A 19445-nucleotide genomic window follows, 5' to 3' on the forward strand; every position below is an offset into this window, starting at 1 on the left:
TTTGAAGGCGAAGAGTAGAACTCAAACATGAACCACGAACGTAACCGAAAATGGCGCGACAATTTTCGAGAAGCCGCAGGAGAGAATGGGTTCTTTGAGGAGTTGAGTCATGAACATCGGGCATTGTTCGTTCAAAAGGGAAAAGTGCTTGTTGTCGCATTCGAAAATCTCGATGACGCACGGCAGGACCCTGACAATCGTCTGCCCTGGGGAATGGATTTCATAACATCCCGGGGATGGTCTGCATTAGGGATCATGGCCCATGGCCACACTTGGTATCGTGACCCCGCTATAGCCACATTTTTCGACGGACTTCGAGACAACGGTTTCTTCAAACAATTCGAGCGGGTAGTTTTCTACGGGGTTTCAATGGGTGGGTATGCTGCGACCGCCTACGCCGCTTCTTGTCCTGGCGCAGATGTTTTGGCTGTGAACCCACAAGCCACGCTAAGCCGCAAAGTTACTCTGGGCTGGGAAACCCGTTTTAAGCCCGCATGGAGGCGCGATTATGAAGGCGCTTACGGCTATGGGCCGGATGGTGTGCGTCAAGCCCGTAAGGTTCGCTTGTTCTATGACCCGACAATTGCAGCGGATGCCTTGCATGTCGCATTATACCAAGGGTCAAACACAGAAAAGTATTTGTGCCGTCACCACGGTCACGGGATGCTGACCACGTGGCGGCACATGGGAGTGTTGAGCAAGATCATCACCGGTTGCATTGAAGACAGCTTGACGCAACAAGAGATCTACGCCCTCCTAACCGCGCGCAAGAGCAGCGCTTTTTATCAGAAACGTATGTTGAACCATCTGCTGAAACGAGGGCGGCCGTATTGGACCGCGCAGTATTGCAACGCCGTTCTCGAAGCCTGCAAACCACAAAAGCGCCCTAAGTTTCTACGCGCCAGAAACGAGGCAAATGCTGTGCTGATCAAACAGGGGAAAAAACCTGTTTGAGGAAGCATATTGGGCCTGATTGGAATGCCCTCGTTTAACCCTGCTTTTCCATTACTTTGGCTGCCCATTCCTGTTTGATCAATCCGACCCCTGATCAGCGAAATAGTTTTCACGAATCCAATCGCGAACTTCAGAGATAGCTGGCTCGTTCTCGATTGACCTGATCCGTTCCCGATGCACGTCAATCGAGGCCCGATGTAAATCCAGGAGTTTCTTGTCCGATATTAACGCATCCCACTCTTTGCGGGCCCGAGGCAGCAGCCTATCAATGTGTCCATAAAAATTACCACCAAGAGACCGCTTACGATAATAATGATGATCCGTGCTTCGCCGGTTATCGGCAACACTCCCACGCCACTGTTTCATCAGGTAAGATTCCGCGCTGCGCAATGGATGGTGATCCAATTGGACCAAATCATAGCGACCGCGCCTGTCGATGCCGTTTTCGTGGTTAACAACAAAGTCCTCAGGAACCGGATTACCCGATCCATCCAGCCAGACCAATTGATCAAATGAGCCCGCGAATATCCCTGGTCGATGTACTGGCCAGGTTTCAAAATTATCGGCGCCATGAATGATCGACTTAACCCCCCGCCGGGCCTGCCAGTGACCCGGCGTGTCGGTTTCGTGCTCCCGGAACATCTCGGTGAGCCAGCCGTCTTTCAATTCCCAGTTCCCGCCGCTCGAAAAATTCAGTTCCGAGATCGAAAGAACATGAAAAGGCCCCGCTGCATTCAACAGATCGGTCACCGTTCCGTCGCCGACCTTGATATTGATGAACTCATCAACGTCCGTCTGAATTACATAATCCGCCCTTCGTACCTGAGGCATGTCCATCGCAAATTTCATGGCGAGAGGTTGAAAGTACGTTGACTTGGCTGCCTTGGCCGGATTGGGCAGATGGGTCACGACACCCAACTCATCCAACCGATCCAATAGAAGGTCAGTTCCGTCCGAACAGTCATTAGAAAATACCACAAAATTCTGGATTCCTATCGAACGATGAAAGGCCAGCCACTCCAGCAGGAATGGGCCTTCATTTCGCATGCAAGTTGGGATGACGAACTGAGGGTTGTCTTGGGTGTGCACCGGGCTGGATGGCCCTCGTGTCAAAAACCTTGGCACTTGTTTGATGGGCATTCTCGAAAATACCCAAACACTTCCCGAGCGGTACTCATCTTCGGCACGGAACCCGAGGTCATCAAAGAACTTCAGAACCTTGCGCTGCCCTTCAACTCCGTAGACCAGCGGATGCAGTTCGATGATAACTGTTCGAACTTTATCCAACGTCAACCCATCAAAAATCTCGAGTTCTCCGCCTTCAATATCGGCGATGATCACGGTTGGGTCGATCTCTTCGATCAAATCGTTCATGGCAAAAGCGGTCATGGGAACCACTTCTTTGTATGGGCGCGAATCCGGCTCCATACTGGAAGACCAAAAATGACCCCGCAAATAGAACGGAACTTGTTCTGCCGCTTCCTTTGACACTATCCCGTGGCGCAGTTCAACCGTGTCTATTCCATTGATTTTGTGTGTTTCTCGGATAACTTCCAGTAGTTCAGGATTGGCCTCTACTGACACTATCCTTTCGACGCCTTCAATCTTGGAGACCGCACTTGCGACAAGGCCGATACCTGCCCCAAGATCGAGAACCCTGTCACCCTTATGTATGAATTTTCGTGCAGCAGCGCATTCGCCAACTTCGTAATTTCCAAGCCTCATCTGTCTTTCGATGCGAGGGGTCACGATGTTCTTACAAAGAGGCAGCTTTATACCCTGAACCTCAATCAGCTCATCGTAGCTCAGATCATTCATACTACAGAAATTCCCATGCAAAGTTTCTGCCTCTGTATACTATCTGTTTTGGTTTGAATTCTACACCTTGCTGCCCGTCTGAAGATCATTGTTGCTATTTTCTGAAGTTACCAATTGTTGCGCTGAACTTGCCTCGGAAACTCATTTCAGGCACCTTGGGCAGGTGGTTTTTTCGGCGATCAGGGCGTGTCTGGATGACTAAAAAGGCAATTTCTCACAACTTCCAGTCCACGACGAAAGATGGCTCAGAGTTTAGAACCTGGTTTCGGGGCGAACATACAAATTTCAACCCGACAGCCCTACAAATGGTCGATGAAGAAGCCGTGGAGACATTTGTTTTAAAAGGTTGGCAACCAGATACTCCGTGTATAACCCCGGAAACCCAGATAACTGCTTTCGGTTCTTGTTTTGCGGCGAATATCTCAAATTGGCTGTCAAAACGGAACTTTCGGGTTCTGACCCAGGGCGAAGAGGCCAAGCGTGCCTATGTAGTTAGTTGCGGCGAAGGAATGGTTAACTCGTTCGTTATTCGCCAACAGTTTGAATGGGCTTGGGAAAACAAGGTTTTCTCGCAGGTTCTTTGGCATGGGTACAAGGCAGAAGAATATGGCTATGACCCTGTGGCGCAGGCGCAAACCAAGGAGTTGTTTGACAAAACAGACGTCTTCATCCTGACCTTCGGGTTGAGTGAAGTTTGGTACGACGAGCCCACGGGCAATGTCTTTTGGCGCACGATACCGAAGGACGTTTATGATCCATCCCGTCACAAGTTCCGGGTCGCAAGTGTGGAGGAAAATCGTCAGAATATTGACGCGATCTACCAGCTGATCCGCAAGCATCGTCCAGATGCGAAAGTAATCGTAACCTTGTCACCAATACCGCTGATTGCAACCTTTCGCGATAATTCTTGTATAACTTCCAATTCAGTTTCTAAGGCATCGTTGCGTGTTGCTATTGATGAGGTGGTGCGCGCGCATAAAGCAGAGGGCAAACTGTTTTATTGGCCTTCCTATGAACTGGTCACGGATGTCTTCAAGATGCCGTACAAATCGGATCGCAGGCATCCGCACATTCCAGTGCTGGACTATATCATGACGCGGTTCGAGCACAGTTGGTGCATATCGTCGGAAAAGAACCCGCCGCCATCACTTGATGAGGCCTGGGTCAAAGCTTGTACCGCCGCCGGGCTGCTACCCGCTCAGCTGGATGGAATAGTGTCCGGGAAACGTCCGTACCGCATGAGGCAACTGATCAACGGTGGTGAGCGTCTCGATCGTGATGATAAGGTGCATTCAGGCAAAATCGCCATGTTGAAACGATTACTGTTCCGCTGGGATGCCGAACGAAAAGCTAGCACGCTTCAGTCAGACCAATAGGTCGTATTCCTTAGCCCTGCCATTTTTCCATATAGTCCGTCTGATACGCGACCCCTTTCCCTTCTGTGTCGAATGGTTTTCGAACCGCATAACACATCATAATTGGGGAGTTCTGAGGTAGCTTTCCCTTGAGGCGTGGGCGCACACCTGTGACGTTGGGATTGGTCGTGGTTACCACTCTGTCAGAGAAATTTGGCAGCAGGGGCTGAAGGATCAGGCTCAACAGTTCATAACCCATGGCTTTTTCCCAAAACCCGTACACCATTTCGGGATTGATCTGATAAAATGAGTGATTGATCCAGTTATTGCACGGCGAATGCGCAATTAGGACACCACCCTTTTTCAGCATTTTATGGATATTGCGATAGGCCGTAGGCAACTCAAAAATGTGTTCACACGTGCCGCCGTCATAGATCACGTCAAAGCGTTCGTGCAAGGCAGGGTCCAGCTCTGCGCCTAAATCCTGTATGATGCTGGCATTTTCAAATTTAGAAAAGTCCAGAGAGTCGACCTGGTCGTATCCAAGCGCTTTGAAAAATTGCTCGGAATAGGCATCGTTCGGATTTTTCAGGTCCTCTTCAGATTTTCCGGGCAAATAGGTGCCAATCGTATCTGCCAGCAACTTGGCTGCCTTACCCTTGCGCGTCCCAATCCAACGCTGCCGCCCGAGCATAAGAAAGTGACCACCCAAGTTGTTGTTCTTGGTAACTTCGATCAATCGCGCAGCCAGCGTATCGGGTATAGCCATGATAATTAAGCCTGAGTTAGTTAGTTGAACAGCACCAATGCACAATCATGCTGCGGGTCGTGGGTTTACGGGTAACGTCTCAGGCCCGCTGTGCACAAGTTGTTTCTAGGGGCAGGATCCATTGATATCGGCTGAGCTGCACGATTCAGGATGTGCCTCAAGCTTTGGGATCTTTTTGACGAACATGCGCATTCTGACATCTGCTCTTGTTGAAAGACTGCCAATCCCCAAGGCTGCACTTCTGTAAACTACGCGTCGCTGATCGCAGCTCGAGTACAATTGATGAAAAGTCCAGCACAGAATTCCCTGTAAATTAATGTGACTTACCTGCGTGCACGCGGCGGGTGTATGTATACGTATCGCGTGGTCGACAAAGCAGGAAATACCCGGGACGTCATGTTATTTGAGCGGAGCGATAGCCCAACCGAGACAAGGTTCTTTTTCAAATGGCATTACAGGTAAAATCATAATCGGCCCGAGAGCGCGAATACAGCTGGTATTCGAGAAGTAAACAAGATTCTAAAGCAGTTCGGTCGCTCAGCAAAAGGATCGACCCTTATCACTCTGCATTTTGCGACACAGTCACTTGGAAGCAGCCCCCGTCCGGGCCAGCTGCAGCATTTCTGTCTCAATGCACTGTCCCTTACGTCAACTATACCGAGAAACGCCTCACGTAAACTTGACAAAATCACTCTACAATTTTACGCCGCTGCCAGAGCGTGCATTGCATGCTAAGAAGCAAGACCAAGTCACCGCCTCGGCGACGCAAAGTCCAGCCAAAAAATGTGGGACAGCGAACCCGGGCAGAGGTGAAAACACCCAAGCCAGACCGGGAAAGCTTTTGTGTTTTGAACACATAATGCGCCGGCGTCGCCTGTCGGCGCTTGGAGACGGAATATGTCAACACGAAGCAAGGTTCTGGCGGCAGGGCCACTTGTGGTAACAGTAGGGTTGGCCGCGCAACCGCTGCAGGCTCAGACCGCAACAGACGAAGTCGTGCTGGAGCCAATTACCATCGAGGGTGGTCAGACCAGCGCACTGGATAACGTCGAAGGCTATGCGGCAGAGGCAGCTGTCAGCGCAACGCGCGGGCTTCCGGCAGACGTTGCAACAACACCGCGTGCGATCAGCGTCATCACCCCACAGCAGATCGACGACCAAGGTGCAACCACCATCGAAGAAGCGATCTCATATACGCCCGGTGTAACCGCACAGACATTTGGCGTAGACGGTCGCTTCGACCAATTTGCCATTCGGGGTTTCGAAGTCCAGAATTCAAACAGCTATCGCGATGGCATGCCACTGCGCCTTTATGGGTTTGCAGGTTGGCGGACAGAAACCTTTGGTCTTGAACGGATCGAGGTTTTGCGCGGTGCAACCTCTAGCCTTTATGGGGCAAGTCAGCCCGGCGGGCTGGTCAACTCGATCACCAAACGTCCCAAATTTGAAAACAGCACTGAGCTTATGGCGCGTGCTTCGGCCTATGGCGGTGTCGAGCTTGGCGTCGATATCAATGCGGCTGCATCTGATGAACTGGCATATCGCTTTGTATTCCTGGGTGGGGAAACAGGCACCCAATATGACGAAACAGACCAGAGCCGCCTTTACTTTGCACCATCCGTTACCTGGAAACCGACGGACGCAACCAATCTGACGGTCTTTGCACAGTACCAGAAAGACAAGGTGCCGGATTCATACATCCTGGTTCCGCAATACGGGTCGCAATTGCCGAACCCCGTGCGCCACTACGGCAACGATTTCTATTCGAACAACCCAAGCCGCAACGATATCGAAACAACCCAGAACTACATTGGTTATGAATTCGATCATGCATTCGGCGATGGTTTCACCTTCCGGTCGCGCGCGCGTTATGCCGACAACGACTGGACCAACAACACCGGTTATGCCGCGGCCTTCTTTTCGTCAGCGATCCTTGCCGGTCGCCCGCCGGTTCCGAATGCGATTGACGCAGCGGTTTTGGTCAACTTCGACGTCGACAACAAAGCCAAGCAGGCGACATTCGACAACGCGATCTCGAAAGACTTCTCGTTTGGCAACGTGAATGCAACCATCATCGGTGGTCTGGACTACTATCAAAGTGACTATGACGGGACACAATCATACGCGTTTGGTGGCGTTAATCTGTTCCAAAACAACTCGATTATCACTCCTCCGGGTATTCCAACCGGTACTTTGGTCACCAATTCGATTTCCCAAAACATCAAGCAAACAGGCCTGTATCTGCTTGGTAATTTTGAAATCGGAAGCAACCTGATTGTTGATGCGGGCCTGCGCCACGACTGGGTTGATATCAGCGGGACAACCAGCACCGTGTCACCGCTGCCATTCGTTCCCAATACGACCACCGATCTGGATAACAAGCGGAACTTTACCAGCGGGAATCTGGCTGCGTCCTACAACCTTGATAACGGGTTGAGCTTCTACGGCTCACTGGCGCGATCATTTAACCTGCCTCCGGCTGGTGTCGATGTCGCGGGCAAGCAGTTAGATGTCGAGCAAGCAAATTCCTGGGAGGTTGGTACGAAATTCCGTCCACTCGGCACCAACTCGCTGTTGTCGGTCGCGTATTTCGACATCACCAAGAAGAACACACCTCAGGCCGTTGCCGGACGTCCCGGAGCGTTTGAACAGGTTGGCGAAGTCAAGTCGAAAGGGATCGAAGTCGAAGCAAACTATGCGTTCGGAAATGGCCTGTCGATTTTGGGTGCGTACAACTACATCGACGCGAAAATCACCAAGAACGCGACCAATCAAGGCAACCGCTTGGCACGGATCCCGGAACATTCTGCCTCGTTGTGGCTGGCCTATGAGGTTGCTCAGGCGCCCGGTCTGCGTCTGGGACTGGGCGCGCGCTATACCGGCGAGCGTTTCTCGGACAACGCCAATACAGCTGCTTTCAAAGTCGGCGGCGTGACGGTTTATGACGCCTCCTTGACCTATGAAAAGAACGGTTGGGTAACAACGCTGGCAGCCCGCAACCTCGCGAACAAGGAATACGTAAGCTACTGCCAGATAGACAACACCGGCATTCTCGCGCTGTTCCCCGCGATCAATGCGTCGCAGGCAGGCGGGTGCGCCTATGGCGCAGGTCGCTCGGTCGAGCTGACGCTGAGCCGCCGGTTCTAACTTTATCACAACCCGGGCGGACATGATGCCGCCCGGGTCTTTCTTTCAAAGGTCCAAAGATGCTGCAAAAACTGTTGACCTGTATTGTATTGGCACTCTGCCCCGTCGGGTCGAGTGCCGATTCATTTCCGGTCGAAATCGAACATAAGTACGGAACGACCCGGATCGAAAGCGAGCCAAAGAAGATCGTATCGCTCAGCTTTATCGGCCATGACTTTCTGCTTGCTTTGGGGCTTAAACCCTATGCACTGCGAAAGTGGTACGGGACCGACCCCTATGGAGTCTGGGCCTGGGGGCACGAAGCCCTTGGCGATGCGCAACCCATAGTCATGCAGGGCGAAATCAATATCGAGCAGATCGCTGCCATGAAACCCGACCTGATTATGGGTCAATGGTCGGGCATGACTGAACGCGACTATTCGCTGTTATCGCAGATCGCGCCAACCGTTCCGCCTGCTGCCGGGTATGGCGACCACGGCATGTCATGGCAGGAGATGCATCGCACCGTGGGGCTGGCAACTGGAAAATCTGCAGAGGCCGAGGCCCAGATCATGCGCCTGCAGGATCGGTTCCAGGAAATCAGTGACGCGCATCCGGAGTGGCAGGGTGCCTCCTCGGTCATGGTTTGGGCGGGTCAAGCAGGCGCATATACAAACCGGGACATTCGTGGGAAATTTCTCGAGGACCTCGGATTTGTTGTACCCGAAGCTGTGAACAACCGCAGGGCGCTGGACATTTCATACGTCCTGATCCCGGCTGAAGACCTGTCACCGATCGATGTTGATGCGCTGGTGTGGATCGACGGGGGCAGTTCTGCATCGGCCCTGAACCGCATGCCACTGCGCCCAACCATGCGCGCCTACAAAGAAGGGCGCGAAGTTTACTCTGATCCGTTGCTGTCAGCAGCACTCTCGCATTCCAGCCCCCTGAGTCTGGATTACGCCCTGGATAAACTCGTCCCGCTGCTTGAGGCCGCGATGGATGGTGACCCGACAACCGTGGTTCCCTCCTCGCGCGATGCAGGCATTTTACCTGAGGAGTTCTGAGATGACGGCGCACACGACTTCCGTTCCCTCGGAAGCCCCCAACACCGACGCCCGAGGCATGTGGCTTGGCTTGTCGGTGTTGGGGCTGATTGTTTTGTCCGTATTTGCCCTGCGTTTTGGCCTAAGGCCGATAAGCTGGGGCAGTATCTGGTCAGCCTTCGCCACATTTGAACCACTGAGCCCCGATCAGATCGTACTCCGCGAGATCCGGGCTCCAAGGCTGGTCGGGGCCGTTCTGGCCGGGGCCTCTCTGGGAATGGCCGGAGCGCTCATGCAGGGCATGACCCGCAATCCGCTGGCGGACCCGGGCTTCCTGGGCGTGAATGCCGGTGCCTCTATGGGTGTCGTGCTCTGTGTTTTAGTGTTGGGCATCACGGATCCCGCCGTCTTTGTCTGGGTTGCACTCGGTGGCGCATTCATCGCTTCTCTTTTGGTGTTTTTACTGGGTGGCGGCAATCAGGCGAACCCTGCACGACTGATCCTTGCCGGGGCTGCAGTTTCCGCATTGTTTCTGGCACTCAGCCGATCACTCCTCTTGGTCAGCCAGCAGACGCTGGACGTGTACCGGTTCTGGGTTCTTGGCGGCTTCGACGGCATCGACTTTGGAACAATCACCGCTCTGTTACCCTTCTTTGCGGTCGGCATCGTCCTATCGTTGCTGGCAAGCTTTGTTCTGAACGCCCTGATGCTGGGGACAGATACCGCACGCAGTCTGGGCGTCCGGGTCGGCCTAGCCCAAATCCTGATCGGCCTGGCAATCATGATCCTGTGCGGCGCAACGGTTTCAATGGCCGGTCCGATTGCCTTTGTCGGCCTGATTGTCCCTCATATCGCGCGCTGGATCGCAGGTGCTGACATGCGCTGGATGCTGGTGTTTTCCGCCAGCATCGGAGCAGCGCTGATGGTTGCCGCTGACCTACTGGGGCGGCTGCCCCTGTTTGGCGGCAACATGCAAGCCGGTGTCATGTCGGCCCTGATCGGTGGCCCGGTATTGATCTGGCTGGTGCGCCGCAACGGAGTTCGCAAGCTATGATTCTGCGTCTGCCTTTCCTGTCGATGCACATGTCAGCTCGTGCAATCACTGTTAGCCTCTGCCTGATTTCTATGTTGGTCGTTGCGCTTCTTTCTGCGCTTCACCTCGGAGCTTATCCCCTCAATATCTCGCAGATCGGCCAAGCCGTACTTGGTCATGCCGGGGGAATTCAGCGGATGATTGTTCTGGATCACCGGTTGCCCAGAATCCTGACCGCAATCGGAACCGGCGCGGCGTTTGGTATGGCTGGATCAATGTTTCAAACCATGCTGCGCAACCCGTTGGCTTCGCCAGACGTGATCGGGTTCAGCGCCGGGGCCAGCTGTGGTGCTCTGCTGGCCATGATTCTGACAGGCGGATTTGTTCTGTTTGGTGCTTTGATCGGCGGTGTCGTTACCGCGCTGGTGGTGATCGGTCTTGCCTGGAAAGACGGCCTGCACCCCTATCGGCTGATCCTCGTTGGGATCGGAGCCAGTCTGACCCTCTCAGCCGGGGCTGATCTTCTTATGACCAAGCTGGATGCGCTAACGGCAGCCGAAATGGCAAAGTGGTTGGTCGGGTCACTTAACGCTCGCAATTGGGTGGATGTTCAGCTGATTTGGGTCGGGTTGGCCATCCTTTTGCCCCTTGCACTTTGGCTGCAATTCCCTCTGACCCGACTGTCGATGGCGGATGATATTGCATATGGGCTGGGCGTTGCGCTGTCCCCTATGCGTCTTGCGATCACCGCAACGGCCGTCGCATTAGTGGCGCTTGCCGTCAGTGTCGCCGGGCCGCTGCCGTTTGTGGCTTTTGTGTCCGGCCCGATCTCCAGACGCCTTGTGCGCCAGGGTAAACCAGCGCTGCTACAAGCCGCAATTGTCGGTGCGCTGGTGACTTTGCTGGCCGATATGGCGGCCCGCTCGGTTCCACTTGTTCACCTGCCCACCGGAGTTTTCACCGCCATCATCGGCGCGCCCGTCCTGATGTGGCTGCTGCTCGTCCAATTCAAGAAAGGGACACTTTAGACATGACCCAGCTTTGTCGCCTTTCGGCACGGGACATATCAGTTTCATTCGGCAAAACACCTGTGTTGAAAGAACTTCACACTGACGTACCGGACGGCAAGCTGACCGTGATTGTCGGCCCAAATGCCTGCGGAAAGTCCACGCTCCTGCGCTCCCTGGCCCGACTGCAGTCGGTCAATAAGGGGCAGGTCGTTCTGGATGGCAAAGCCATTCACAAGCAAAACAGCCGATCCGTGGCACGGCGTCTGGCAATCCTGCCGCAGATGCCCACCGCTCCCGAAGGGTTGCTTGTCCGCGATCTTGTCATCCGGGGACGTACCCCGCACCAATCCGCACTGAAACAATGGTCACTAGAAGACGCGACTGCAGTTGAGACCGCGCTTGAGCAAACCGGCATGGCACACAATGCTGGTCGACCTCTTGAGGCACTTTCAGGCGGTCAAAGGCAACGGGCATGGATCGCGATGGCATTGGCGCAGGATACCGACATCCTGTTGCTGGACGAGCCGACCACCTATCTCGATTTGCCCCACCAGATCGAACTCCTGACTTTGGTGCAGAAACTCAACCGCGAGACGGGGCGAACGGTGGCAATGGTTCTGCATGACATCAACCTTGCCGCCCGGTTCGCCGATCACATCATCGCGTTGAAGGATGGCCGCGTGCATCGCGCAGGATCTCCGGCCGAGGTGATCACCGAGGCGAATATGGACAGCGTCTTTGCCCTGCCGTGTACCGTGATCGCCGATCCCGTTCACGGCTCACCCCATGTCATTCCGGCCTGAGAGGAGATTCCTATGACAATCCGGCCCGACTTTTCACTGAATGCCGAAACACATGTTGCAGAACTGGACTTCAACGCCATGCGGCAGATCATGCTGCACGAGGCGAAAGAACACGATCTGCCCGTTCTCGAAAACGAGGACACGCGGGTGACGCTGGAAACCCCGTTCGGCTGCTACTGTTTTGAGACTGCCAATGGCGGTGTCACATTCAAAGTGACTGCAGCCAAGCAAGATTGGTTGTTCATGCTCAAAGAGCAATTGGTCGAACACCTGGCCCATTTCCTACCCGGCGTTGAAGAGAAAATTCGCTGGTCCGATGCGGATCAGGCCGGGGGTCTGCCACCCAATTTCCACTTTGCGACGGTTCAGGCCGTCACGCCGGTTGGCACGTCTTTTGTCCGGGTCCGGGTCAAAGCCCGCGGATTGTCCAGTTTTAAGGATGACGCCATCCACTTTCGCATCGTTCTGCTGCCCAAAGACTCCGTAAATGTCGAATGGCCTTACGTCTCCGAAAGCGGCGCAACGGTATGGCCAAAGGGTGACAAAGCCATGCATCGCCCAGTCTATACGACGCGCTGGATCGACCATGCACAGGGGCTGATGGATTTCGACGTTTTCGTCCACGAAGGTGGTCGCGTGACGGAATGGGCCCGGAGTGTTGAGCTTGGCTCGCAGGTTGCTGTTGTAGGGCCAGGAGGGGGCGGGATTCCTGAAACCAATCGAATTCTGATGTTCGCTGACGAAACCGCCTTGCCCGCGATGGCGCGTATCCTTGAGGCTCTGCCAGCAGACACGTTAGGGCATGTAACAGCACTTACAGAAAACGGGGCCAACTGCGCCTATTCGCTGACCACACCACCGGGTGTGTCTGTCACCTGGCTGGATCGGAACGACGAACACAGCCTGGCGGATATTGCCCTGACCGTCATGGAAGAGTTTCCGGACCACTTTCTGTGGTTTGCCTGCGAAAAGGCCGATGTCCAACGGGTACGGGCAGAATACAAGGCAAAGAATGGCGATTCATCGCGTGCCTATATCGCCGCTTATTGGAGTCAGCCGGGCACCGAAGACTAAGCCATTTGAGCGGCAAGTGGCCACTGAGGCAATTGGAATTTACCAATGTTGACAAAATCATACGGGAATTCTACGGAATTATAAACCGGGTCTGCAGACCCGAGCCAGATTGCGCTTTTATTTTCCGCAATTCAGCCAACTCACAGAAAACTCAATTGAAGCCGGCGGGATCTTGGTCCCTCGGCGTCTTGTGCTGACATCCGGGGTGATCTCGCCAGTCTCAGGTGACTCCGCCACCTCGAAACACACTTCGGCCTACTGGAGCCACTTATGAAAACCAACTCGATCATACTGGCTGCTTTCCTCGCCATTCCCGTAGCAGGTTTTGCCCAAAGCACGGCCGCACCGACAACGCCGGAACTTCCGAGTTCGCTGCAAGCTCCACTCCCGGTAGCGGCAAACCCTCAAGACACACCCGAAGGCGATGCGCCTGCACCGTTGGCTGGCAATCCAGCATCGGCATTGGAAGAACAACCTGCGGATACCGCTCTTGAAACCGACATTTTAGAAGCTGACTCAGGTATCCAAAGTGCGCAGGCTCAAATCCCGCAGGAGGCAGACATTTGGCTGACTGCGCAGAATGCATCCGGCAAGGCAGCAGAATTCCTCAAGAACGGTGGACTATCGATCTGGGCAATTGCCGCCCTGTCGGTCGTTACTCTGGCGCTGATACTGTGGAAGATCTGGCGTCTAGCCCTGATCGGGGCGTGGTCACGAGGAAAAGCCGGGCAAGCTGTTGCGAAATTCGAAGTCGGCGACACAGAAGGCGCTTTGTCCACTGTCAGCGGCCGCAGAGGCATTCGCTCGAAAGTGGTGGCCCATGCCATCCGTTCAATCCACAAACTGTCAGAAGACCGCGCAAGAGAAGAAACTGCCCGGGTCGCCAAGCGTGAGATTGCACAGGCAGGAACTGGCCTTCGGGCCCTGGAGCTGATCGCGACCATTGCACCATTGCTGGGTCTTCTCGGAACCGTTCTGGGCATGATTGCTGCGTTTCAGGCTCTTCAGCAGGCTGGAAACCGCGCCGACCCTGCCCTGTTGGCTGGCGGCATCTGGGAAGCGCTTTTGACAACGGCTGCAGGTATGGCAGTTGCCATTCCCGCATCTGCAGCACTTACGTGGTTCGAAGCCGTGATCGACCGCATTCGCCGAGATGTCGAGGATGGAGCAACCCGGTTGTTTGTTTCCCAACAACCCGAAGAGATCAGGCTGGCGGCGGAGTAGGCGCATGCAATTCGCACCGCCAGCCAGACCCCGGCGCAAACCAAGTCTCACGCCGATGATCGATGTGGTGTTTCTGCTGCTGGTCTTTTTCATGCTGGCATCGCGGTTTGGCGCGGACGCCATGCTACCGTTACCGTTGGTTGGCTCAGGCGGTGAATACACCGGCCCGCCGCGCCTGATCGATGTATACCCGGATCGCATAACGCTTAACGGCATAGAAACCAACGATATTGCCCAGTCGCTTGCACCGCTGATGCAATCTCCGTCCGACATGCTAGTGCTGCGCGGCAAGGACAGTGCAACCCTGCAACGTATTGTTACGGTGACCGAAAACCTGCGGCAAGCCGGGTATGTTTCAGTGGTTTTGGTCGAGTGACATGATGGACTTTTCACCACCCCCGACCAGACAGCGATCTGAATCCATCGTTCCAATGATCAACGTGGTTTTCTTGCTGCTCATCTTTTTTTTGATGACCTCGAACCTGGCCAAACCCGAACCATTCGAAGTTACCCCGCCCCATGCCGGTTCTGAAACGGAGCCGCAGGTCGAACGCATCCTGTATGTCGACAAGTCTGGAAAAATCTCATTTGAGGGGCATGAGGCCGAAGCGGCTCTGCAAGCACTCGCGAGCATCAGCGAGGCGGATCCGATCATTCAACTCCGTGCGGATGCCGAGCTGGAGGCGAACGTACTGGCCAAATTGTTGAAAGACCTCACATCCGCTGGTCTGAGCCGCGTTGAATTGATTGTGACTTCGCAATGAAACATACGCTGGAGATCATTGCATTTGTCGCCCTCGCCTTGATGGTGCATGTGCTGGCCTTTGCGCAGAGACCAGAGTCCAGCCAGCAATCCGGCGGTAGCGGTGGTGAAGCCATAGTTTCCATAAAGGCCGCCGCGGCCACTGTCGCTGAGATGGTCGAAACCTGGGAGCGTCCGCCTGTCACGGTGCCGGAAATTCAAACACCACTGACTGCACCAAGGGAACCGACCTCGTTGGCGACCACCATTCCGCAAATAGATACAAGCCCGGCCCCTCGTCCAGAAATGCGTTTGGCGGCACCGCCACCAGACAGCCTGAATGATTTCAATCCGGACGCGATCCAACCGCCGCCCCCGCCCCCAATACCTGAACCCGAAATCAAGGTGTCATCTGACACGCGGCCAAAGCCCCGACCGCCAGAGGCTAAGCCTGAGCAAGCCCAGAAAGCCAAGACAACATCATCCGGTCGAAAAAAAGAGGTGGCAGCCGGGTCGGGCGGAGCGGCGCAGGCAGGGACAGGAAGCGCCAACGCGACTACCGGCAACCCGGGCCAGAACGCGAAGCTGCAGGCTGTATGGGGCGCGAAAATCCGGGCGCGTATCGACCGGAGCAAGCGCATTCCGCGCGGAACCAAAGCCAGCGGTGGTGTAACCATCGAGCTGCACGTATCACGCGATGGAAAGCTGTTAAGCCATGGCATACGAAAATCTTCAGGCATCGCGGCCTTAGATGACGCTGCCCTGAAGGCAGTAACCCGTGCTGGGCGGTTCCCGAAAGCGCCTAAAAACCTGCAGGGTAACAAATTTAGTTTTTCCGTTTTGATCAGGCTAGAACCACGCTGAACGACAATCACCGTGAGGCTGCGACAGTTTCGTACAGAAAAAAGCCGCCGTAAGAATACGGCGGCTGTATCGATTTAGATGGTGCAGAGCCGTCAGGTCAGAAAGTCACCGAGTATCCTGCCCAGAACCTGCGCCCTTCAGCTGCCACAGGAATATCCTGCCCGGTCAGTGGGTTTGTGCGAACCGAGCTGGCTGTCGGGTTCAACTGAATGGTGTCGAACAGGTTATCGACAGCAAAGCTGAATTCGCCCAGACCAATCTGTTTCGCCAGACGCGCGTTGACCGTGGTTGTATCTTCGACAACCGTGTAACCCTTGTTATCCCGCTTGCCGGTGTAGACGATCTCCCCCGCCACACGCAGGCCATTGTCAAAGACGTAATCACCATAGAGCGTTGCTTTGACCGGAGCTGCGATGCGGTTGTTGGGCAGCCAGCTGTCCACTTCGCCGTCGTTGTTGCTGTCGAAACGACCTTCGGTGAAGGATGCAGACAGACCGACATTGAAGGCAGGGTTCACTTGGTAGTCCGCGATGATCTCTCCGCCCCAGGTTTCCTCTTTCTGCTGCGTGATGGCGTTGGTGGCCGAGTTAAACACCGTGCCCTCGTCCGATGTGGCGAAAAATGCCGACGCTTCGATACGGAACGCACCACCGGTATGACGGGCCCCGATCTCATAGGTGTCGACAATCTGAGCCTCGGGTCCGATCGCAGCATAGGATATGGTCTGACCAGGAACGAGAGGGTTGGATGCCATCGCACGGCGGGTAAACGCGCCCACGTCCGGCAGAGAGAAACCCTGAGAGAAACCAGCGAATATCTCGGTACTCGGAGTCAGATGATAGACACCGCCGAAGTTAAAGACCGTCGCATCGTAGTCAAAGTTTCCGCCCGTCACGTTTACCGCTGGCAATGGGCGCGCACCCGCTGGCGTCAACTGGACAACATCAGGACGAACGAAATTCTGAACCGACAGGTCGAAGCGTTCATAGCGAACACCCCCCGACAGATCGAACTTTTCACCAAGCGGAATGTCCAACTGCGCAAAGGCGGCAATGCTGCGTTGATCCATTGGGGCAATGACTTCGGTCCCATCCAGCAATGCCTGATTGACATCGTCTTTGCCGATATCAACGCCCCAGGTCAGTTTCGCTCCGGACGCAAGCTGGCTCAGGTCGCTGCGCACTGTGGTACGAATACCATAAGTGGTTGTATCCAGACGGGTTTGCGCGTTGGGATTCTGCCGTGGGTTAGTAGGGGAAACCGGATAGTATAGCGGGTTGGCAACACCAGCAGGTACAAAAGCCGCGGTTCGTTTATTGTCGGTATAGTAGCCCTGAATCTCAAGCTCACCAATTGCCAGATCGGAATTCAGATAGCGCAGCGTCAAAGCCTGTGTTTCATCCTTGATCGGCTGACCGGCATAGGGTTGAGCCGTATCGACGCTGACCGGATCAGTCAGATAATCAGTGAAGAAATCCGGGGTCTGTTTGAAGCGGTTAGCGTCAAAGCGCAGGTCGAACCGATGCGAGCCCACTTCGTAATCAGCAGCCAGTCCCAGCGAATAGATATCGCTGTTATCCCCACCGCCTTGACCCACAAGCGGGTCCGACGGGAGCCGTCGCCCTGCCCCGTCAAAACGATCACCGATGCTTTCAGCACTCAGTTCAAGCCGCAGGCCGATATTGTCGACACGCTGATCATGAGCGGCAAAGATCTCGTATCCCAACGAGTCTGATACGCTTTCTCCCTGTGCCGACAATCGGGTAAAGACTGTTGTTTGGGTGGCATCACCTGCTCGCTTGGTCACGATATTGATCGTACCGCCAGTAGCACCGTTCCCGTATTGGGCATTCGATCCTTTGACGATCTCGATCCGTTCGACTGAATTGACATCAACCAAAGCCAATTCGCGGTCGAAGCCCCGCAGTTCACTTGTACGCGCCACCCCATCAATCAGAATCTGGATGTTTCGCCCACGCAGCGTCTGGCTGGCCCCGGACACCGTGCCATTCGAAACGCTGAGGCCGGGCACGAAATCCGACAATATCTGCTCGAGGGACTCGCCCTGAAGGATGCGCTGTTCGATGTCGTTTGATGTAATGACCTGAACCGTCCCCGGAATAGTCGAGGTGTCGGCATTGCTGCGATAGGCTGAGATTGTGATTGGCTCGAGCGTCAACAGATCTTCTTCGGTTGCGCTGTCTTGCGCGAAGACTGGTGAAGCACTGAGCAAAGCGGTAAGGGCCGCGCTGGTTCGCAGCACGCGTTTCTGTCCCATCAGATTGTTCCTTTTGTGTGTAAGTTAGTTCGGTGAGGGCACCCGGGTGGAAGAGTGATCCTGGGTGGGTGCGACCTGCCTGATCTGTGATTTTGAAAGAAGAACGAGGGCGATACCCCCCGTGACGAATGACAACGCACAAGCGAGCCAGAAGACAAAAGCGTATCCGAAGGCCTGCGCCGCGACCCCTGCGGCCATTGAACCGACCATGTAGACAAGCAGGTTGGCGCTCGAGAGTATCGTAAAATCCGTTCCCGCCTGTGACAGCGACGAAACGCGCATGAACACGGTGAACAGGCCCACAATTTCCATATAACGGCTGAACGTGTTCAGCATGGATAGGCCGATCAGCGCTTCGTATGGCAAACCGTACAAGGCGGCAGTTCCGTATAGCGCGAAGATCAGTGTGCGACCGGCTATTAACGCGGCGAAGAACGGTGCCAGCCCTAGGCGCTTGATCACGACCATGCCAACATAGGCACCCATCAGGCCTACGGCAGCAGCAGACCCGCCGGATATCAAGCCGATCAGGGACAGGGATAGGCCTGCGTCAACCAGAAAAGACTGCTCCAGCGCCTTTATCAGCCCCTCAGGCAGCCTGAATATCAATGCAAATGCAAAAACCGTCAAAGCGCCGGGTCGCGTGAAAAAATGGCGCAACCCGGGTTTCTGCTTTTCGCTTCCAGCTTCTCGTTTTCCCAGTGCCTCTGGAACTATCACTGAAACCGCCACTGCCGCGAAAGAAAGCGCACCTGCGGTCAGTACTGCGGTTTGCCATCCGACGATATCATACAAGAACAAGGTGCCGGATCCGCCAATCAAAACACCTGCGGCAACCGCACCGCTTTGAATAGCGTTTCCGCCAGACTGGTATCGCGGCGGCAGATGCTCGACCGCATATCCGTCGGTTGCAATGTCCTGCGTCGCCGAAGCAAACGCTGTTGTCAGTAATAGCGGAAAGAACAGGCTGATGTCCCGAACCGGGTCAAGCTGCGACAAGGCGATAATCGTCAGCAGAACAATTGACTGAGTGCCTATGATGACCCCCTTGCGCCCGATCCCCCGATAGCGCGACAGGCGGTCGATCAACGGTGCCCAAAGAGGTTTGATAACCCAGGGAAGCATCAGAATCCCCAACCCGCCGATCAAGGACAGGTCTACACCGCGAGCCCGGAGGATCGGCGGTAACGCAGCGGCGACAAGATAGATCGGGATAGCCTGAGCCACGTAAAGCCCAACAAGCGTCAACCACACACGCGCATCAAGGCGGTCCGGCGTCGGCGACTGGACCGTCTGGTTCGTTGGGAAAATCGTATTGAACCTGGACATTACTGACCGAACGCCTTGCT

General features: G+C 54.8%; 17 protein-coding genes. 13 read left to right on the forward strand and 4 right to left on the reverse strand.

What is annotated here, in order from left to right; genetic code table 11:
- Positions 1 to 27: 27 nt before the first annotated feature.
- The gene (locus E1297_RS42935) at positions 28 to 954 is read left to right on the forward strand and encodes a hypothetical protein (protein ID WP_155149283.1); all 927 of its coding nucleotides are present in this window, start codon (positions 28 to 30) and stop codon (positions 952 to 954) included.
- A gap of 78 nt (positions 955 to 1032) precedes the next feature.
- On the opposite strand, the gene E1297_RS42940 is transcribed toward E1297_RS42935, so the two are convergent.
- Entirely contained in the window at positions 1033 to 2772 is a 1740-nt protein-coding gene (locus tag E1297_RS42940) for an FkbM family methyltransferase (protein WP_155149285.1), read from the reverse strand.
- 194 nt (positions 2773 to 2966) lie between these two features.
- Between E1297_RS42940 and E1297_RS42945 the strand changes: the two genes are divergently transcribed.
- Entirely contained in the window at positions 2967 to 4148 is a 1182-nt protein-coding gene (locus tag E1297_RS42945; protein ID WP_155149287.1) for a GSCFA domain-containing protein, read from the forward strand.
- Between the two features lie 10 nt (positions 4149 to 4158).
- Here the strand turns inward: E1297_RS42945 and E1297_RS42950 are convergent, their stop codons facing one another.
- Positions 4159 to 4896 carry a methyltransferase domain-containing protein gene (locus E1297_RS42950; protein WP_155149289.1) on the reverse strand — a complete coding sequence of 246 codons (738 nt, stop codon included), beginning with the start codon at positions 4894 to 4896 and terminating at the stop codon, positions 4159 to 4161.
- A 318-nt stretch (positions 4897 to 5214) separates the two neighbouring features.
- Between E1297_RS42950 and E1297_RS51465 the strand changes: the two genes are divergently transcribed.
- The 11 genes from E1297_RS51465 (at position 5215) to E1297_RS43000 (ending at position 15818) form a co-directional block, all read left to right on the forward strand.
- Complete coding sequence (locus E1297_RS51465; RefSeq protein WP_368669842.1) at positions 5215 to 5358, forward strand: DDE-type integrase/transposase/recombinase; 144 nt, start codon at positions 5215 to 5217, stop codon at positions 5356 to 5358.
- A 435-nt stretch (positions 5359 to 5793) separates the two neighbouring features.
- Complete coding sequence (locus E1297_RS42955; protein WP_155149292.1) at positions 5794 to 8043, forward strand: TonB-dependent siderophore receptor; 2250 nt, start codon at positions 5794 to 5796, stop codon at positions 8041 to 8043.
- A gap of 59 nt (positions 8044 to 8102) precedes the next feature.
- Positions 8103 to 9089: an ABC transporter substrate-binding protein gene (locus E1297_RS42960; RefSeq protein WP_155149294.1), complete on the forward strand. Its 987-nt coding sequence runs from the start codon at positions 8103 to 8105 to the stop codon at positions 9087 to 9089.
- Between the two features lies 1 nt (position 9090).
- The gene (locus E1297_RS42965; RefSeq protein ID WP_155149296.1) at positions 9091 to 10122 is read left to right on the forward strand and encodes an iron ABC transporter permease; all 1032 of its coding nucleotides are present in this window, start codon (positions 9091 to 9093) and stop codon (positions 10120 to 10122) included.
- Complete coding sequence (locus E1297_RS42970; RefSeq protein WP_155149298.1) at positions 10119 to 11129, forward strand: iron chelate uptake ABC transporter family permease subunit; 1011 nt, start codon at positions 10119 to 10121, stop codon at positions 11127 to 11129. Before E1297_RS42965 ends, E1297_RS42970 begins: the two co-directional genes overlap by 4 nt.
- 2 nt (positions 11130 to 11131) lie before the next feature.
- Positions 11132 to 11914 (forward strand): ABC transporter ATP-binding protein, encoded by a 783-nt coding sequence (locus E1297_RS42975; protein WP_155149299.1) that lies wholly within the window; start codon positions 11132 to 11134, stop codon positions 11912 to 11914.
- 12 nt (positions 11915 to 11926) lie between these two features.
- Positions 11927 to 12988 (forward strand): siderophore-interacting protein, encoded by a 1062-nt coding sequence (locus E1297_RS42980; RefSeq protein WP_155149301.1) that lies wholly within the window; start codon positions 11927 to 11929, stop codon positions 12986 to 12988.
- A gap of 270 nt (positions 12989 to 13258) precedes the next feature.
- Positions 13259 to 14212 carry a MotA/TolQ/ExbB proton channel family protein gene (locus E1297_RS42985; RefSeq protein ID WP_155149303.1) on the forward strand — a complete coding sequence of 318 codons (954 nt, stop codon included), beginning with the start codon at positions 13259 to 13261 and terminating at the stop codon, positions 14210 to 14212.
- Positions 14213 to 14216: 4 nt separating this feature from the next.
- On the forward strand, positions 14217 to 14588 hold the full coding sequence (locus E1297_RS42990) for a biopolymer transporter ExbD (protein WP_155149305.1): 372 nt from the start codon (positions 14217 to 14219) through the stop codon (positions 14586 to 14588).
- 4 nt (positions 14589 to 14592) lie between these two features.
- Complete coding sequence (locus tag E1297_RS42995) at positions 14593 to 14976, forward strand: biopolymer transporter ExbD (RefSeq protein WP_155149666.1); 384 nt, start codon at positions 14593 to 14595, stop codon at positions 14974 to 14976.
- Complete coding sequence (locus tag E1297_RS43000; RefSeq protein WP_155149306.1) at positions 14973 to 15818, forward strand: TonB family protein; 846 nt, start codon at positions 14973 to 14975, stop codon at positions 15816 to 15818. The genes E1297_RS42995 and E1297_RS43000 overlap by 4 nt, the downstream gene beginning before the upstream one ends.
- Positions 15819 to 15915: 97 nt before the next feature.
- Here E1297_RS43000 and E1297_RS43005 read toward each other — a convergent pair whose 3' ends face one another.
- Positions 15916 to 18096 (reverse strand): TonB-dependent receptor, encoded by a 2181-nt coding sequence (locus E1297_RS43005; protein WP_155149308.1) that lies wholly within the window; start codon positions 18094 to 18096, stop codon positions 15916 to 15918.
- Positions 18097 to 18120: 24 nt separating this feature from the next.
- Positions 18121 to 19425 carry an MFS transporter gene (locus E1297_RS43010; protein WP_155149310.1) on the reverse strand — a complete coding sequence of 435 codons (1305 nt, stop codon included), beginning with the start codon at positions 19423 to 19425 and terminating at the stop codon, positions 18121 to 18123.
- Between the last annotated feature and the right edge of the window lie 20 nt (positions 19426 to 19445).

The sequence above is a fragment of the Roseibium sp. RKSG952 genome (assembly GCF_009711355.1).

Coding starts and splice junctions, on each gene's coding strand:
- E1297_RS42935 (WP_155149283.1), top strand. CDS start 28: ATGAACCACGAACGTAACCGAAAATGGCGCGACAATTTTCGAGAAGCC.
- E1297_RS42940 (WP_155149285.1), bottom strand. CDS start 2,772: ATGAATGATCTGAGCTACGATGAGCTGATTGAGGTTCAGGGTATAAAG.
- E1297_RS42945 (WP_155149287.1), top strand. CDS start 2,967: ATGACTAAAAAGGCAATTTCTCACAACTTCCAGTCCACGACGAAAGAT.
- E1297_RS42950 (WP_155149289.1), bottom strand. CDS start 4,896: ATGGCTATACCCGATACGCTGGCTGCGCGATTGATCGAAGTTACCAAG.
- E1297_RS42955 (WP_155149292.1), top strand. CDS start 5,794: ATGTCAACACGAAGCAAGGTTCTGGCGGCAGGGCCACTTGTGGTAACA.
- E1297_RS42960 (WP_155149294.1), top strand. CDS start 8,103: ATGCTGCAAAAACTGTTGACCTGTATTGTATTGGCACTCTGCCCCGTC.
- E1297_RS42965 (WP_155149296.1), top strand. CDS start 9,091: ATGACGGCGCACACGACTTCCGTTCCCTCGGAAGCCCCCAACACCGAC.
- E1297_RS42970 (WP_155149298.1), top strand. CDS start 10,119: ATGATTCTGCGTCTGCCTTTCCTGTCGATGCACATGTCAGCTCGTGCA.
- E1297_RS42975 (WP_155149299.1), top strand. CDS start 11,132: ATGACCCAGCTTTGTCGCCTTTCGGCACGGGACATATCAGTTTCATTC.
- E1297_RS42980 (WP_155149301.1), top strand. CDS start 11,927: ATGACAATCCGGCCCGACTTTTCACTGAATGCCGAAACACATGTTGCA.
- E1297_RS42985 (WP_155149303.1), top strand. CDS start 13,259: ATGAAAACCAACTCGATCATACTGGCTGCTTTCCTCGCCATTCCCGTA.
- E1297_RS42990 (WP_155149305.1), top strand. CDS start 14,217: ATGCAATTCGCACCGCCAGCCAGACCCCGGCGCAAACCAAGTCTCACG.
- E1297_RS42995 (WP_155149666.1), top strand. CDS start 14,593: ATGGACTTTTCACCACCCCCGACCAGACAGCGATCTGAATCCATCGTT.
- E1297_RS43000 (WP_155149306.1), top strand. CDS start 14,973: ATGAAACATACGCTGGAGATCATTGCATTTGTCGCCCTCGCCTTGATG.
- E1297_RS43005 (WP_155149308.1), bottom strand. CDS start 18,096: ATGGGACAGAAACGCGTGCTGCGAACCAGCGCGGCCCTTACCGCTTTG.
- E1297_RS43010 (WP_155149310.1), bottom strand. CDS start 19,425: ATGTCCAGGTTCAATACGATTTTCCCAACGAACCAGACGGTCCAGTCG.